The sequence below is a fragment of the Paenibacillus sp. FSL K6-1566 genome, assembly GCF_038050475.1.
In the GTDB taxonomy this organism is placed as follows: Bacteria; Bacillota; Bacilli; order Paenibacillales; family Paenibacillaceae; genus Paenibacillus_AQ; species Paenibacillus_AQ lactis.
Genome location: NZ_JBBOSR010000001.1, coordinates 1,012,142 through 1,027,257 on the forward strand (window position 1 = coordinate 1,012,142; position 15,116 = coordinate 1,027,257).

Annotated in this window: 13 protein-coding genes; all 13 read left to right on the plus strand. The window is 55.1% G+C overall.

Going from position 1 to position 15,116, the window contains the following annotated elements; translation table 11 throughout:
- Positions 1 to 9 precede the first annotated feature (9 nt).
- The 13 genes from NST08_RS04435 to NST08_RS04495 all read left to right on the plus strand — a co-directional run bounded on the left by NST08_RS04435 (position 10) and on the right by NST08_RS04495 (position 15,094).
- Positions 10 to 222, plus strand: coding sequence for a hypothetical protein (locus tag NST08_RS04435; protein WP_062410472.1), 213 nt, complete (start codon positions 10 to 12; stop codon positions 220 to 222).
- Entirely contained in the window at positions 210 to 818 is a 609-nt protein-coding gene (locus NST08_RS04440) for a hypothetical protein (RefSeq protein ID WP_062410473.1), read from the plus strand. The genes NST08_RS04435 and NST08_RS04440 overlap by 13 nt, the downstream gene beginning before the upstream one ends.
- A 45-nt stretch (positions 819 to 863) precedes the next feature.
- Entirely contained in the window at positions 864 to 1,961 is a 1,098-nt protein-coding gene (locus tag NST08_RS04445) for an SAF domain-containing protein (RefSeq protein WP_251536378.1), read from the plus strand.
- An 11-nt stretch (positions 1,962 to 1,972) separates the two neighbouring features.
- Positions 1,973 to 2,680 (plus strand): hypothetical protein, encoded by a 708-nt coding sequence (locus tag NST08_RS04450; protein WP_062410475.1) that lies wholly within the window; start codon positions 1,973 to 1,975, stop codon positions 2,678 to 2,680.
- 33 nt (positions 2,681 to 2,713) lie between these two features.
- Positions 2,714 to 3,559, plus strand: a complete 846-nt coding sequence (locus tag NST08_RS04455; protein ID WP_062410476.1) for a ParA family protein — start codon at positions 2,714 to 2,716, stop codon at positions 3,557 to 3,559.
- Positions 3,556 to 5,427, plus strand: a complete 1,872-nt coding sequence (locus NST08_RS04460) for an ATPase, T2SS/T4P/T4SS family (protein WP_251536379.1) — start codon at positions 3,556 to 3,558, stop codon at positions 5,425 to 5,427. The genes NST08_RS04455 and NST08_RS04460 overlap by 4 nt, the downstream gene beginning before the upstream one ends.
- Complete coding sequence (locus tag NST08_RS04465; protein ID WP_251536380.1) at positions 5,417 to 7,486, plus strand: hypothetical protein; 2,070 nt, start codon at positions 5,417 to 5,419, stop codon at positions 7,484 to 7,486. Before NST08_RS04460 ends, NST08_RS04465 begins: the two co-directional genes overlap by 11 nt.
- Before the next feature lie 76 nt (positions 7,487 to 7,562).
- On the plus strand, positions 7,563 to 8,042 hold the full coding sequence (locus tag NST08_RS04470) for a hypothetical protein (RefSeq protein WP_041052829.1): 480 nt from the start codon (positions 7,563 to 7,565) through the stop codon (positions 8,040 to 8,042).
- An 81-nt stretch (positions 8,043 to 8,123) separates the two neighbouring features.
- Complete coding sequence (locus tag NST08_RS04475; protein WP_062410479.1) at positions 8,124 to 8,513, plus strand: hypothetical protein; 390 nt, start codon at positions 8,124 to 8,126, stop codon at positions 8,511 to 8,513.
- A gap of 10 nt (positions 8,514 to 8,523) precedes the next feature.
- Entirely contained in the window at positions 8,524 to 9,072 is a 549-nt protein-coding gene (locus NST08_RS04480) for a hypothetical protein (protein ID WP_062410480.1), read from the plus strand.
- Positions 9,059 to 10,042: a hypothetical protein gene (locus NST08_RS04485; protein ID WP_062410481.1), complete on the plus strand. Its 984-nt coding sequence runs from the start codon at positions 9,059 to 9,061 to the stop codon at positions 10,040 to 10,042. Before NST08_RS04480 ends, NST08_RS04485 begins: the two co-directional genes overlap by 14 nt.
- Before the next feature lie 114 nt (positions 10,043 to 10,156).
- Positions 10,157 to 11,269 (plus strand): copper amine oxidase N-terminal domain-containing protein, encoded by a 1,113-nt coding sequence (locus NST08_RS04490; protein WP_062410482.1) that lies wholly within the window; start codon positions 10,157 to 10,159, stop codon positions 11,267 to 11,269.
- Positions 11,270 to 15,094, plus strand: a complete 3,825-nt coding sequence (locus tag NST08_RS04495; RefSeq protein WP_235594203.1) for a DUF5704 domain-containing protein — start codon at positions 11,270 to 11,272, stop codon at positions 15,092 to 15,094. It begins immediately after the preceding gene.
- The last annotated feature ends 22 nt before the right edge of the window (positions 15,095 to 15,116 follow it).

The window sequence follows — 15,116 nt, forward strand, 5'->3', positions numbered from 1 at the left end:
AGGCGATTCATGGTGTATTTCACGAAAGGGAGGCGTCGTCAATATGAGCGCCTGATGCAAGAAAGGCCGGGTTTCAACCGCTTTGAAGTTTTGGAGGACGAGGCCGAGCAGCCGCACACGCGAAACAAGAAATCTCGTGAAGCCGGCCAATCAAAGCGAAGCCGGAGAACGAAGAATGACCGCAACTTTCCAGGAAATGAGGACGGACGATGGAAGAAATGAAGCGAATGGTGGACAACTACGAAGTCGTTCAGGCCATCTCCATCGGGAAGGTGGAAGTGCTGCTTGGCATAGACGAAACCAATGCCGAACGTCCGTACATGGTTTGTACCTGCACCCGAAACAATTCTTTGGGTGTCGAGCATTTTTACGCGATTGCGGCCAGCGCAGATTATCTTGAGGCCATGAATGACTTCATTTCCCGTGTGCAATGGGAGTTGGAGGATCTCAAAGAAGAAAGGGCCAGTGTCATGGTGCCCCTAACTCCCCTTACCCAGGCAGAATGTCAGCCGATTCGCGAAGACATGCGCATTGACAACCAGGTTGTCGTCATCCGGCCGGAACGGCTGCGTCCCGAATATCGCACCGCAGTTAATCAGCTTGTGCTGGCGTTAAGCGGTTTTGGCACCTCTGCCTATTCCCGAGGTCGGGCCGTCTATGTGTTAAATCTGTATACCGGAGAAGAGTCTCGCTGGAATCGGGAAGATTTTATCGGCTTAATAACACCGGAGCATATGCCCGCATGGGCGCAAGAAAAGCTGGAGCAGCATCAGGCTGCGACCCAGCAAAAGCAGAAGCTCCGTGACGATGCCCGGTAAAAGTTTCGATAGCAGTTTAAGATTGATTGAGAGGAGACGTGAGCGATGTCGTGGACGTATCGGCACCGCAAGGCACTAATTATCACCGCGATCGCTATAAGCGTTTGTTTACTTGTGGCTGCGGTCATATATTCTCTGAAAAAGCAATCGGAGCAAGAGCAGAATCAGCAGCAAATGAAGGAACACTACGAAAGGCAGATCAAGGAACTGAAAACGATAGAGGAACAATCGCGCAGGAACGTCTGGACCGTGGCACGAACCATTCCGGCCGGAGGCACCGTCACGGCGGAGGATCTCCAGTCCGTCCCGATGCCCGCGAGTCTGGTGCCATCCGGGATGATTACTGAACGGGAAGCGGCCATCGGCAAAAGCGCCAAAATCGAATTGCAGCCCGGAACACCTCTGATGCCATCTATGCTGTACGAGAGCACGCCGATCCCGAAGGATTTGCGGGTGCAAGAATTTCATGTCATTCAACTTCCCTCCAATCTACAAAAGGGACAGTACATCGACGTGCGAATCAACTTCCCGACAGGAGAAGATTATGTCCTGTTAGCGAAGAAGAAAGCGCGGGAGTTGTCAGGAACGGTCATCTGGCTCGAAATGAACGAGAAGGATATTTTGCAAACGTCAAGCGCGATTATCGATGCCTACTTGCAAGGCGCACGGCTGTATGCCCTGCCGTATATCGAGCCGGGATTGCAGGAAGCAGCTGTGGTCAATTATCCCGCAAATCCGAAAGTGCTTGATTTGATGGAACATGATCCGAACCTGCTCGAAAAAGCGACAACCGAGCTTGCCCGCCAACTGCGAACGACACTGGATGACAATCTGAAAGCCATGAGCGAGTCGGACAAACTGCGCGTGACAAGCGGCAGCGTGACGGTTCAGCAGCAACTGCAAAACGAGCGGATTGTTACGCAGCAGGGCAACACGTTACGGGAAACGCCATCCGTGCCGCAACCGTCGGGCACAACGGCTACGAATGATCGCGAACCGCCGGCCGCGCATCCGCTCCCCTCCCCTTCCGGTTCGACAACGACGAATGGGAATCGACCGGAAGCGCCTGCGGAGTCAGCGCCATCTTCACCCTCAGGGGAGTCGCCCGGCACAGATAAACTGGAGAACATTTTTAACCAGTAAAGGAGGCCGTCATGAAAAAAGTCGTGTTTTTCGGCGCGCCGGACAAAAGCCACCTGCTCCTTGTGCTGGGCAAGCTGCTCACGGCGATGGAGCGAAAGGTGCTGATCGTGGATTCCACCCTTGCCCAGTCCATGCAAGGCTATTTGCCGCAAGTAGAATTCGGCGATTCGCTGCGGGAATTTGAAGGCATCGATGTGGCGACCGGGCTCATCACGCGAGCGCAATTGGAACGCTCCCTGCTTCAAGCCGAAGGCGAAGCGGCCTACGATGTCATGCTGCTCGACACCGATCACACGGAATTTGTGAAAGGACGAGAGTTGCCGGGCTATGACAAGCGGGTGTGGTGCAGCAATTATAGTCGGCTCGGCATGCATAAAAACGCGGAGCTGATGCAGCGGCTGTGCCTTCACGAAGCGGAGGGTCAGCCGCTTTCGTTTTACAAACTGATCACCCCTACCTTGCCGATCGCCATACCTGAGTCGTATTTCGATTCGCTGTTGCCGCAGCAGGCTGTACGCTGGGAGGATACCGTGTTCCGCTTTCCGCTGGACGAACGGGACATGTCCGTGGAGCTCGACAACCAGCATCATGGCCGCATCGACATCAGGCAGCTGACTGGAACTTATCGCCGGACCGTGCTCGACATGCTGCAACAGTTGTTTGATTGCGATGCCAAAACGGCCCGGCGGGCATGGGCGCGTGCACGAAAGCGCGCGTGAATCCGGTAAAGTCGCACGAAAGGAGATGAAGCAATGGGTTTTACCGTGGTGTTTTGGAGTCCGATTTCGGGACAAGCCGGTACGACAAGCAACCTGATCGCCTCCGCCGCGCTGCTCGGTCTTGAATATTCTTCGCGTCTTTTGCTGCTTGGGCATTTGCAAAGCGAATATGCAGCCATTGAACGCGGCTTTTATCCAAGGCGGACCTGGATGAACAAAGCGGACGTCTCATCCGATGTAGGAATCGACGCGCTGCTCAGGCTATTGCAAAACCGCAAGCTCGAACCGAAATTGCTTCGGGATTACACGCTGCCGCTGCTCGCCGAGCGCCTCGACATCCTTCCGGGATCGAACAAGCCGGACGTATCGTTTGTTTCGTCGGCACAGGACTGGCTCGTGCCGCTCTTGGAACTGACAAAACGCGCTTACGATCTGGTGTTGCTGGACGGCGGAAGCGGCAATTTGTCGGTGTGGACACAGGCGCTGCTGTGTCAGGCGGATTTGCTGGTCGCCTGTCTGCCGCAAAACATGCTCAAACTGGAGCAAGCTTTTTCGCTGGTGGAGGCGCAGCTTCAGTCCAACCGGAAGCATTTGCTTGTATTCGGACAATATGATCCTCGCTCCGCTTTGACCGTTCAAAATATCAAGCGCCAGTTCCATCGGCGGGAGCCCGCGTACCCGATTGTCCATAATACGGGCTGGCTGGATGCGACCCAACAAGGAGAAGCCGTCCGTTTTCTATTTCGCAACCGGCAGGTGCCGCGCGATCATGAAAACTATCCCTTTATGCAACAGGTGCGGGCATTGGCGCAGGCGATCATCAACAACGTCGGACGAAACAAGCCTCTTTTCGGCGGGAAGGAGGACGATGACCGATGATGTTCGCGCTGAACGCTTTGCTTCTGGCGGGCATCCTCATTGCGATCGGCGTCTTGCTCTATTTGCGTTTGAGCCGCCGCTTGCCGGAGCAGCCGGACGAAAAACCGGTCTATACGCTGGAAGCGATGACCGCGTTCGTGAAAGAGGCGCTGCACGAGATGACGAGCAGCAGCCTGATCGACTTCGGCTTGTCGGAAGAAGAATACCGCCGTCGCAAAAACAAGCGCGCAGAACTGAAGAAGGCGCTGCGGGGCTGCACGTCCGGAGATTTGCGGGACAAGGCGTATGTGAAGCAGGTCATCGCTGATTTGCTCGAGCAGCGCTACCATCTGGACGATAATAACCTGAATCGCCTCCTGCCGTTTGACGATCCGAAAAAATTATCGCCGCAAGATCAGTTCGACATTTTGCTCCATCTGTTTAAGAAACAACATCGATTGAGAGCACTGGACGAACTGATTCAAAAATACGAATTGGATCGCCCCAAACGGAGTATGGAAGACGAAGAGACCGAGTCGTACCGGATTACCGCCGACGAAATCTGCGACATCTACAAGCGGGAAGTACACAAGCTTCCCACCGAGGACAAAACCCAGATCGTTGTGCAGCGGATCTACCAGCAGTACAAAGGGTTTAGCGTCATCGACGAAATCCGTGACATGAAAATCGATGGCGTATCGGGCGGTGTTTCCGGCATCCCGCCCTCGATGTGGGAAGGCGAATGGAGCCTGGAGGAAGAAGCGCTGCTGCGCGAGGTGCCAAGGTCACATGACAGCGTGTGGCTGTTTTATAAAGGGAAATCCATTCATTTAAGCTTTCTGTCCTTCGGCTCGGAGCAAGAACTCCGGCGCGTGTGCCAGAACGTGTACAAACATAATTTTCCCGGCCAATTGTCCGAAGCGAACGGCTTTAAGGTGAACGAAATGGCCGATGGCTCCCGCGTCGTCGTGCTGCGCCCCCGGTTCAGCGAATCGTGGGCTTTTTTTGTGCGCAAATTCGATGTGCAAAACGCAGCGCTGGAACAATTGATTCAGGACGCCAACGCAGAGTTGCCCATTGGACTGATCCGATATCTCGTCATGGGCGAGCGCATCACGGCCATCACCGGCGCACAGGGCAGCGGCAAAACGACGCTCTTGATGGCGATGGTGCGCTACATTCCGGCCATCTTGCCGATCCGGGTGCAGGAAATGAGCTTTGAGCTTCAGCTTCGGAAAATATACCGGGAACGCAACATTTTAAGCTTGCGGGAAACGGAAACGATCTCCGGGCAGGACGGTCTGGACATCCAGAAAAAAACGGACGGCTCGGTCAATATTTTGGGAGAAGTGGCGACCGACCCGGTTGCAGCCTGGATGGTGCAGATGGCGCAGGTCGCTTCGCTGTTCACCTTGTTTACGCATCATGCCAAAACGTTCCGCGATCTCGTCTATTCGCTGCGCAACTCGCTGCTGAAGACAGGGGTGTTTACGAACGAAAAAGTGGCCGAGCAGCAGGTCGTCAGCGTCATCAACTTCGACATTCACCTCAGGCGGGACGCGGACGGACATCGCTACATTGAACGAATTACCGAATGCGTCCCGGTGGAGCAGGAAGCGGGCTACCCGGAGACGTTCCGCCACAAAACGACGACCGAGGAGAAAATGACGGCGTTCATGGAGACGATGCTGGAATATTTCCGCCGCTCGACGGACCGCCCGCTTTATGTCGCGCGGAACGTCATCGAATACCGGGACGGAAGCTATGTCGCCGTTCATCCGTTGTCCGAGCGAAGCCGCAAGGAAATCGCCGCATGCCTCGCCGGGCCGGACCAGGCGGCGTTCGAGGCGTTTTTGGCGGTTCACTGGGGGGATAGCGATGAAAATTGAATGGCTGTCCCTGTTGCTCGGCGCGGCGACGGTGCTGTTCCTCGCGATGGTGGCGATGTTTCAATGGGTATCCCGTCACGGTTCGGACGTGGAGGCCGTTCGGCGGTATGAAGCGCTGCGCAAACCAGGCAAAGCCCGCAAGAAGCAAACGATGTACAGCGTGTTGCAGCAGTTGTATCGCCTATGCGAACGCGTGCCGATCCTGCGCGGTTATTTGCTTCAACTTCGCAAACGAATGACCATTCTCCAGCTTGGCGACGAATGGAAGCTGCGGCTGGAAACGATGAAGACGGCGCTCCTCATATGGGGCGTGCTGCTCGCGGCGGCTGTTCCGCTGGCGCTCGGCGTGCGCGACCCGGCCGCGCTCGGCATGATTGGCATCGGCTTCTGGGTAGGCCACGGAATCCTTTCGGACAATCTGGTCCATCGGCTGGAGACGCGACTGCTCCGGCAACTCCGGCATTTTTTTTCGGATGTGCGTCATCATTATCATCGGCACGGCATGGTGGAAGAAGCCGTTTATGAAGCGGCGGACGGCGCGCCGTATGAGATGGCGCTGCACGGACACGAAATATACGAAGTGCTCACGGCAAGCGACGCCGAGCAGCGGCTGGCGCAGTATATCGAGAGCGCGCCGAACCGCTATTTGCAGGGCTTGGCCGGGCTGTCGCATCTGGTGAAGGAATACGGCGACAAACGAACCGCAACCGGTTCCGTGTACTTGAAGGCGCTTGGGAAGCTTGCGACCGAACTGAATCTGGAACTGCTGCGCCGCGAGCGCCTCAGTTTCCTGTTGCAAGGACTGACCGCCATCGCGCTGTTGCCGCTGCTGTTTACCCGGCCGATCGAAGCTTGGGCCAGCCATTACTTTCCGGCCATGGACGCCTTTTATGCGAGCACGACCGGCTGGATCGTGAAAATCGGCCTGATGGCGGTCGTATGGCTGTCCTACGTTCTGCTGAGGAACATTCAGGAACTGGACGTGAGTCCAAAACCAACCGGCCGGAAAAGATGGGAGAAACGGGTTTACGAATGGCCATGGATGCGCTGGCTTGTGCATCGTTTCGGTCCCGCCCCCGGTTCCCGGGAAGCTGACCGTATGGTCAAGCTGCTTAAAGACACCGCGTCGCCGCTTCGGCTGGAATGGCTCTATGTGCAGCGCATCGTGGCGGCGGGCATGGCTTTTCTGGCTGTGCTCGGGATGTTTATGGCGCTTCATGCCGCAAGCCGGCATCAAATCCTGTATGCGCCGGTAAAGCCGGGCATCCTGTTCGGCCAACTGTCGCCGGAGGAGGAAGCCAAGACGCGCGAGGCGGCGGCGCTCGATCGCCGCATCATCGATCGCGTAAAGGAGGTGAAGCATCGCACCGAAGAAACGGTGATGGCCCTGCTCCGCAGCGAATCGCCGATGACGGGCCAGGACGATCAGCTTCGCGCCGCGGCTCGGCGCATTATGGTCAAGCTCACGAAGCTGGACAATCATTATGTGAAGTGGTGGGAAGCGCTCCTCGCCGCTCTCGCGGGATGGGGCGGCTACGCCATGCCGGTCGGCGTTCGGTTGTTCCAGCGGCGCATGCGGCAGATGGAGATGAAGCATGAAGTGGATCAACTGCATGCCGTCATCGCCATGCTGGCAGATATGGACCGGATGTCGGTCGAGCATCTGCTCATCTGGATGGAACAGTTTGCCCGCGTGTTCAAGGAACCGCTGCAAACCTGCTTGCTCCATTTCGAACAGGGCGCGGATCAGGCGCTGGCGCAGCTGAAAGAGGATGCGCCGTTTGTGCCGTTCGTCCGCACGGTCGAAAAGCTGGAACTGGCTGCGCAAAGTTTGCCGATCCGGGAAGCGTTCGACGACCTGGAGTCGGAACAGGCTTACGCGCAGGAGCAGCGCAAACAGGAGTACGAGCAATTGATTGAGCAAAAGGCAGGCTGGGGAAAATGGATCGGGTTTGCGCCGATGATGGCCCTCATTTTCGGCTATCTGGTCATTCCGCTCGTCATCGTCAGCTTGCATCAGATGTCCGTTTACTACGAACAGCTTCAGCGCATTCAGTAAGCGGACATGTTGCGGCGCTTTCCAAACGGGAAGTGTCTTTTTTATTCCAAATTTCATTTAAAGGAGAGATCGGTTCATGTCGAACGCGCAAAAAGCACTCGTGATGGCGGCAGGCATTTTTCTTGCCATCGCGCTCATTACCCTCGCCGTCGTATTGTTTATTTCCGCGCAAGACTCCACCAAGGCGGCGCAAAGCAATTTCAGCAATATCCAGACGGAGCTGTCGCAAACGGCGTTTACGGTGTACGACAACACGACGTTGTCGGGCAGTCAGGTGGTCAACGCGCTGCGCAAGTTCAGTGATAAAGAAGAGTTCGGCATCCAGATTGTCACCGGGAAAAATCCGGCAGGTCAGTGGTACGGCAAGGTGATCAACACGGGTGTTCCAATCGACAGTGTGACCTACGGCTCAGTGGTTGGTGAAGCGCCGGGGCAACTGAGCCATGCGCTCGATGAAGCGAATATCAACTACGTCAATCCGAGCGGCAAATTTCGGGCGCAACTGGTGCACGATAGCAGCAACGTCATTCGCGGCATCGTGTTTCGGCAGCAGTAAGCGCCCTTACTGACATCACAACGCTGATGGGGCGTCCTTTCGGGTATAGACGGACGCCCAGTTTTTCCAAGGAGGAAGCCGATGGAACATGCCCCCAGAACGATGCTGGAAATGAGCGTGGCCTGTCTTCTCTTTCTGATGGCCGTAACAAGCGGACTGCTGCTCTTTCAAACCGGGGCCGCGCTGAACGCCACCGCCTATGTGTCGGGAAAGTCGCTGGATCGCAACATGCAGATGACGTTTTCGCCGATTGCCGGCGACGGCACCGTATCCGGCGCAGAGGTAGCGCAATCCATTGCCCGGCTGGAGACGGGAGACGCGGAAATTGTGGTGGACGGCGTTCGATACGCGCCGCCGCTCGATCGGGACCCGTTCGTCCCCGCCGGCATTCGCCTGAATGCCCGGTATACGGCAGTCGCCCAGCGGGATGCGTCCGGGCGGCTGCTGCGTCTCATTTTTGCTTTGCGCTAAGGAGAATGCCATGAACAGTTTCTCGAAAGTTTTCGCGGCGTTCATTGCCGTTCTTTTGCTCTACCTCTACCCCATTTCCGCAGCCTTCGACCAGCAGGACGATATTTCGGAGTTGGTCGTCCTGCGGGCGACGACAACATTTGTGGATGCGGTGCGGGACAAAGGCTTTGTGTCGCCGACCATGTATACGGACTTTATGGAGGCGATTGCGGCAACGGGTAACACCTTCGATGTGCAAATGGAACACGGCAGCAAAAAGTACGTGCCGGTTTATGACGACCCGACAAGGCCGGATACGTTTCGGGGCAGCTACGAAGTGCACTACGACCTATTTTACAACGCGCAGATTTTGCCTGTGCTGTTCCCGAACAGCGCGGCCGCAAAAGACGATCCGGCGAGACGTTACAAGCTGCGGGCCGGCGACACGTTTGCGGTCACCGTCAAAAATACGAACCGGACTCCCGGCACGATCCTGTTCGATTTTCTGAACCAGGCCATCAGTCCGAACGAAAAAATCTTCATTCCTTACGGCGGGGTGGTGCGCAATGAGGCTGATTGAATGGGCCATTGTCGGAGCGCTTATTTTTCTGCCGTTTGCGACCGTGAACCGGATCGAGGTCGAAACGCAGCGGAAGGCGCTACTCTCCGAGCTGCGCTATAACACCGCGCTGGATGCGGCGGTGGATGATGCTGCGCGGATGTTGACCGTCAATGCGAACCAGCAGCGGGAGACGCAATACGAATCGGCCAAGCGGGTGGCGCTGAACAAGGACGAGGCGATTGCCGCTTTTTATCGGACGCTGTACGCAAGCTTCGGCATTGCCGACGATCCCGTTGCGCAAGGCGTGTTGAGTCGGTATATCCCGGCTATTGCGGTGATTGGTTACGACGGCTTCTACGTCTATGCCGAGGAGGAGTGGACGGGAGCCGATGGGCACACGGAACAGAAACCGGTTTGGGGAGCGAAAAAGCCGTATGCTTACGCCGATTCAACGGGCAACAGCCTTTCGTTCACGCTGGATGATTTCGTCCTCGCTTACGATGCGATCAGCCGGAGCTGGCACGAAGGCTTGCGGGCCGACGTCGGGCAGCAGACGAATATTGCGTTATTAAAGGATGCGGAGCGATTTGAGCAGGTGCGCCGGAGCACCATCGTCCGCGCAATTGAAGACGAACTCGCGTACCGGATCAATAAACACAACGAATCGGTTTCCCGATTTGGTCTCTCCTACACGTTTACATTGCCAACGATTTCACAGGAAGATTGGAACAATACCGTGGATGACGTCGGGGTGCTTGCTTTCATCCAGGGCATTCCGATGGGAGGCAAGTTTTACAACAATTACGCCCTCGGCGGAAGCCGCTTGCTCAAGAAGCCAGAGATTGTCGGAGCCAGGAAAGGAAGCATGAAGGTGTATTACCGCAGCACATGCGGCTTTACTTATCCGGTGGAAGAGACGTTTTCCAGCGAAAAAGCGGCCGCGCAAAAAGGCTATATGCCGCTGGACTGTCCGGTCTCGCCATCTTAACGAGACGGCGATGTTTCGGAAAGTGGACACGCCGTCGGATCGGTTCTATGATGAACGTGTCAGTCGAAATCTTCCAAACTTGTCATGACCCCTATCAAGAGAGGAGCAAATGGCGTGAGAAAATGGATAATTGCAGGACTTGCCGCCGCGATGCTTTGCAGCTTGTTCACCGTAACAGCAAGCGCGGCGAGCCGACCTCCGTCTTTTGTCAGCGTCGTTATGGACGGACAAAAAATCTGGTTTCCCGATGCACAAGCATTTGTCGATGAAAACAACCGGACGCTCGTGCCGATTCGATTCATCGCGGAACAGATGGGCGCAAACGTAGGCTGGGAGCCCAAAACGATGACCGTACCGATTGAGCGGGACGACCTGCATATTGTGCTTACGATCGGCGATAGCAAGGCGCTCGTCAACGGCAAAGAGGTGGCTTTCGATTCGCAGGCGATCACCAGCGGCGGCCGGACGTTTGTCCCGCTGCGTTTTGTCAGCGAAGCGCTGGGGGCGGAAGTGAATTGGGATAGCCCAACATCGACCGTCTTTATTTCCACACAAGAAGAAGCCAATGAGAAGTATGATGAATGGGGCCGTCTGATTCGCACAACCCATTTGCCGAAGAACGCGAAAGATTACCCGTACATTCTGGCCGATGTGCCGAATGAAGCCTATGAAATGGCCTATCCCTACTCGCATCCTACGGACAGCAAGGTTTCATCGGTATTGTATTCAACCCTACCGGAATTCAATAAGAAAAACGTGGATATATGGATGAGCCGACTGAAAACGTTTGGCGCACTCTGGCTGAACGTAGATTACAAAACGATTGACAATTCTTGGGCGCAGGCGGTATTTGCCACGAAGGTGCAAAGCTCCAATGCGGAATTGAAATACATCCGGCGGTATGTGGATTGGGTTAAAGAAAACAAGATTCAAATTGAAGGATACCTTGATCCCGAGCCTTCCATGATCTATAAAGACGGGTTTGGAAATAATTATGTACGTTCCAAGTTCAGAATCAAATTCAACTCATTCACGGAAAGTAAAAATTTGCTGTACGATGAGCGGTTCCCCAATGACCGCAAATTCGATAAGCAGGTTTGGTACGAAGGTTACGCGGATATTTCTCTTTCCACGAATGTTGGCGGCGATTGGGGCAGTACATTGAAAGTCGATCCGGGAGCCAGTTTATTCCGCAATTATTTCATCAGAAAGGCGGACTCGGAATAGATGAAGAAAAACAAATTCATAAAATCGGCGTTGAGCGTGCTTCTGGCATGCTCTTTTTTATTTTCGGGTTTTCCTTTCGCAGCGAAAGCCGAAACCCCCAAAGTAAGAACGGAGGCAGGAAAAATCAGCTTTGAAATCACAAGTACGGCTGCAACATCGTCCATTAAATACAGAACCGTGGGTTGGACGGTGCGCCGTGACCAATTATGTACGAATACGGCGCCAAAACAGTGCGGCGATCCGAGAAGCGGCCAACACGCTTCTTTTTTGGATCAGCAAGTACGGCAAGTAGGACAGGAACCGAATCCGCCCATCCCCGGCCAGCCTGTCACGACCTATTACGAAGTCAGCGAGGCGCTCGTCACGGAAGGCATGTGGAAAGCGGGCATGGGCGACATCAAAGACAACGACGACTTATATTTGTATGCCATCATGGTGTCTATCGACGGAAACGGCAACGTGCGCAAAGGGCCCTTTTATACGCTGGACGAGATCAAGAGGGCCGAACCTTGGGCGCATCCGGACGACTTGGACGATTATTTCGGCATTCATGTGCCCTATCGAAGCGCGGAATTTCCGGTCGATGTGATTGCGAAAACCGTAGGCGGCAAAGTCATTCAAAATCCGGAAGTTACGTTTCAAAAGGGCAAGTACAAAGTCGGAGAAACGATCAATCATGAATTTCCCGAAACAATTGAGGACAATGGAAAAACGTATACGATCGTTCGCTCCTATTTATCGCCCAAGCAGGACCCGACGCGGAAAGACTGGCTGCAAGAAAATCCCGAAACGAATCCGAAGGTGCGAATGCGAAGCTTTACGGTGCATCTGGGCGGAACGGACGCGGTTGCCGAATATGCGGAGAACAATCCGGTGAAGGCCATCTATCAAAAAGAAGACGGCACCAAACTCAAAGAAGTGGACAAAGGCGTTTTCGCTACCGGGGATGAGGCGAATCATACGTTTGAAGGACAAATCACTTCCGGCGGTCAGACGTATGAAATCATCCGCTCTTACATTACGAACAATAACAAACCCGACGAAAAGCTATTCATTCAGGAAAAAGGAGACGCGAAGCTCCGGGAACGATCTATCCTGGTCGGATCGGGCGGTTCCAATTTCGTAGGCATTTATAAAATCCCCTCTCCGGTTACGGTGACATCCCGAATCGAAGCGCCGGACAATGTCGCTTCCTCAGTCACGACGGTGGACGGGGATTTTGTTTTTGAAGCCAAGTCGCAGAAGTCGTTGAAATCCTATGAGATCACCAGCATCGAGAACGCAACATTGGCCGTGCCTAGTGACAAATCCGGAGCGCTCAGCGGACTGACGGCCAGCAAGTCGCTACCGATCAAAATTCCGTTCGCTTCCGGCTCCAGCGTGACCGTCAAAATAACGGTCATCGTGAAAGATACGGACGGGAATACCGGAGACTCCACTTCGGATCATACAGTACGGAAAGGAGACGGTGGCGGGGAACCGCAGCCTGGCGCTTCCCAGCAGGCCGAAGTGATGGAGCCAAGCGTTTCAGCCGTCATTCAGGCGGATTCGCGCGGCGCAGAAAAATTTGATGTGCTGCAAGGCATTCCGACTTCAGAGAGCCTGTATGTGAACGCCTTAGCCAAATCGTACTTGTATCGCAACACGTTCACGGAAACGACCGGCACGAAGCAATACCCGATTCAGGTGAGCAAAACGTACACCCTCACCTGGACGGAGACGCATCCCGGCCCGCCCGATGCAGATGGGAATCCGACGACCATTACCGTTCCGCGTTCAGATACACAGACGGTCACCAAAAACTATTCGATTGAACGCAAGTACAGCTTCTGGACGATTCAAAATCTCGAAGTGTACGGCATTCAAAAGGCGACGGTCTCCAATTATGCGCTTCCTTCGGGAACGGTTACGCTGGAGCCGAATGGCTATGCGCCGCCAACCGTTTCCGCTGCGCATGATGCGTCGCTCAGCGCGCATATTACCGATCCGGTCTATACGAATGTGACGCTTCCCGGGCAAACAATTTCCGGCGGTTCCAGCCGTCCTCCTGTTCCGAATGAGGACTGGAGGTCAACTGCAGAAAGCGCCATCGGCAAGATCAAGGTGAAAAACGACTCGTTCGTTTTTAACGGAAATACAATCATGGACAACCGGACCGTCGAGGAAAAAGCGCCGACGCCGGGGGCGATACCGGCCCCGCCGATGGTCGGGCAAGATGTGCTGTATAGCTCAGGCTATGTCATTGACGCTTCCAAAACGAACAAAGCGAATCAACCGAGCACCGGCACTATCTTTTATACGCTGGTCAAGGGCATTGGCGGCGGGGAAAACAAGAGCTATCCGATCGGCGGCATCAATCCGGTGACGGTGCATACGCCTGTCGTCAATTGGGCGTCCGTATCCGACGACCAGGCGCATAATCAGAAAACGCAGCCAACCGCCGGACGTGCTGCGCTCATTCTGGACCGGCCCTTTACCGTAACGATTCCGACAAGCGGCCCGCACAAGGACATCAAGGGCTACGGCAATCGGGATTATGCCAAGTATATGAGGGACAAGCAGGTACGCTTTCCGTTCGATGTGTACAAAGCGGATCGTACGACGTTCGTCCCCAAGGACACGTGGGTGTCCATCCCGGTCGGCCAGTTGCAGACGACCTTCTACTTGCCCGTTTGGGTGGACGAGGGCCATTACGACGTGTTATTCCGAACGTTTGCCGAGAACAGCCCGGCTACCTTCACGTCCCAAATGAATGCCAACCTGGACTTGTCCAACCATGTGGCTGCGCAAGCGGTTCCAGTGGAAGTGATCGGACGTCTCTATGATTTCCGCATCACCGACATTGCCGATTTTGCATGGGAATCGGTGTTCCGCACCCAAAAGGGCAGCGCGACGCCGACAGGAAACGCCTATTGGGTCGGAACGAAAGGCATTGACGGCGCACCGCGCGGCAATACCCCACCTTACGTGCTGCCGGTACGGCAAGGCAGTCATCCCGAGAGCGGCAAGAAAAACGTAGCGGTCAAAACGGGTTACCATTTCAAATTCGAAGTCATGACGAAAGGCAACATGTTCGGCTCGGGCGACGGCATCCTCATTACACCGACGTTTTATTTTGTGGACAGCAAGGGGAAGAACAGGCAAGAAGTCGATCTGTACTATCATTCAGGCAGTCGGCGGTTTATTCGTATCGGCTCCAGCGACGATGCGGAGAAACGTTATGTGACGCTCGACGCTCGCCTGCGCAATGTGCCGAAGCAGGAGTTGACCGACACCGCCGCAACGCTTTGGTCGCTAAACGGTTCGCCCGGAGACAGGCAGACGTTTATCGATCAATATGTAAAGGATGCGCAGAAGCCGACCTATGTGGGCGGCTACGATATCATGCTGCTGCCGCCTCAGCTTCGGACGTTTGTCGGAAGCACGCAGGTGCCCTCCGGCATCGGTGCGGCCCGCGCCAACGCTTCGGTTCAGCGATGGCGGGGGGACTACAGTTTGCCCGCCGCGCCGTACGTGGTGCCGAAAGGCTTCAATCTGGCCGAGTACGGCCGCACGCACCGGCTGGACGACCATGCGCCCGTATTTCTAAAGGATGGGTATATCATCGTCAATTTCAACATCGAAACGATCCGCGATCAAGACTTGAACCATCCGCATCTGCAATACAAAAACGCGCCGCTGGACAATCAGTGGCGGATGGAAGGGTTTCAGCGCAGCTTCGTCGATCCATACGGGGCAACGTTCTCCCTGCTGGACGGCGACGTCGTCTTTTATCATGCCAATTTGTCCAGCTACGACGACTTTGGGACGGGAGGCACCCATTAAATTCACCAGACGGGAGGGATAA

Bases quoted from the DNA above. Each gene is read 5' to 3' on its own strand.
- NST08_RS04455 (WP_062410476.1), top strand. From the start codon at position 2,714: ATGGGTTTTACCGTGGTGTTTTGGAGTCCGATTTCGGGACAAGCCGGT.
- NST08_RS04445 (WP_251536378.1), top strand. From the start codon at position 864: ATGTCGTGGACGTATCGGCACCGCAAGGCACTAATTATCACCGCGATC.
- NST08_RS04440 (WP_062410473.1), top strand. From the start codon at position 210: ATGGAAGAAATGAAGCGAATGGTGGACAACTACGAAGTCGTTCAGGCC.
- NST08_RS04465 (WP_251536380.1), top strand. From the start codon at position 5,417: ATGAAAATTGAATGGCTGTCCCTGTTGCTCGGCGCGGCGACGGTGCTG.
- NST08_RS04460 (WP_251536379.1), top strand. From the start codon at position 3,556: ATGATGTTCGCGCTGAACGCTTTGCTTCTGGCGGGCATCCTCATTGCG.
- NST08_RS04470 (WP_041052829.1), top strand. From the start codon at position 7,563: ATGTCGAACGCGCAAAAAGCACTCGTGATGGCGGCAGGCATTTTTCTT.
- NST08_RS04435 (WP_062410472.1), top strand. From the start codon at position 10: ATGGTGTATTTCACGAAAGGGAGGCGTCGTCAATATGAGCGCCTGATG.
- NST08_RS04485 (WP_062410481.1), top strand. From the start codon at position 9,059: ATGAGGCTGATTGAATGGGCCATTGTCGGAGCGCTTATTTTTCTGCCG.
- NST08_RS04480 (WP_062410480.1), top strand. From the start codon at position 8,524: ATGAACAGTTTCTCGAAAGTTTTCGCGGCGTTCATTGCCGTTCTTTTG.
- NST08_RS04450 (WP_062410475.1), top strand. From the start codon at position 1,973: ATGAAAAAAGTCGTGTTTTTCGGCGCGCCGGACAAAAGCCACCTGCTC.
- NST08_RS04475 (WP_062410479.1), top strand. From the start codon at position 8,124: ATGGAACATGCCCCCAGAACGATGCTGGAAATGAGCGTGGCCTGTCTT.
- NST08_RS04495 (WP_235594203.1), top strand. From the start codon at position 11,270: ATGAAGAAAAACAAATTCATAAAATCGGCGTTGAGCGTGCTTCTGGCA.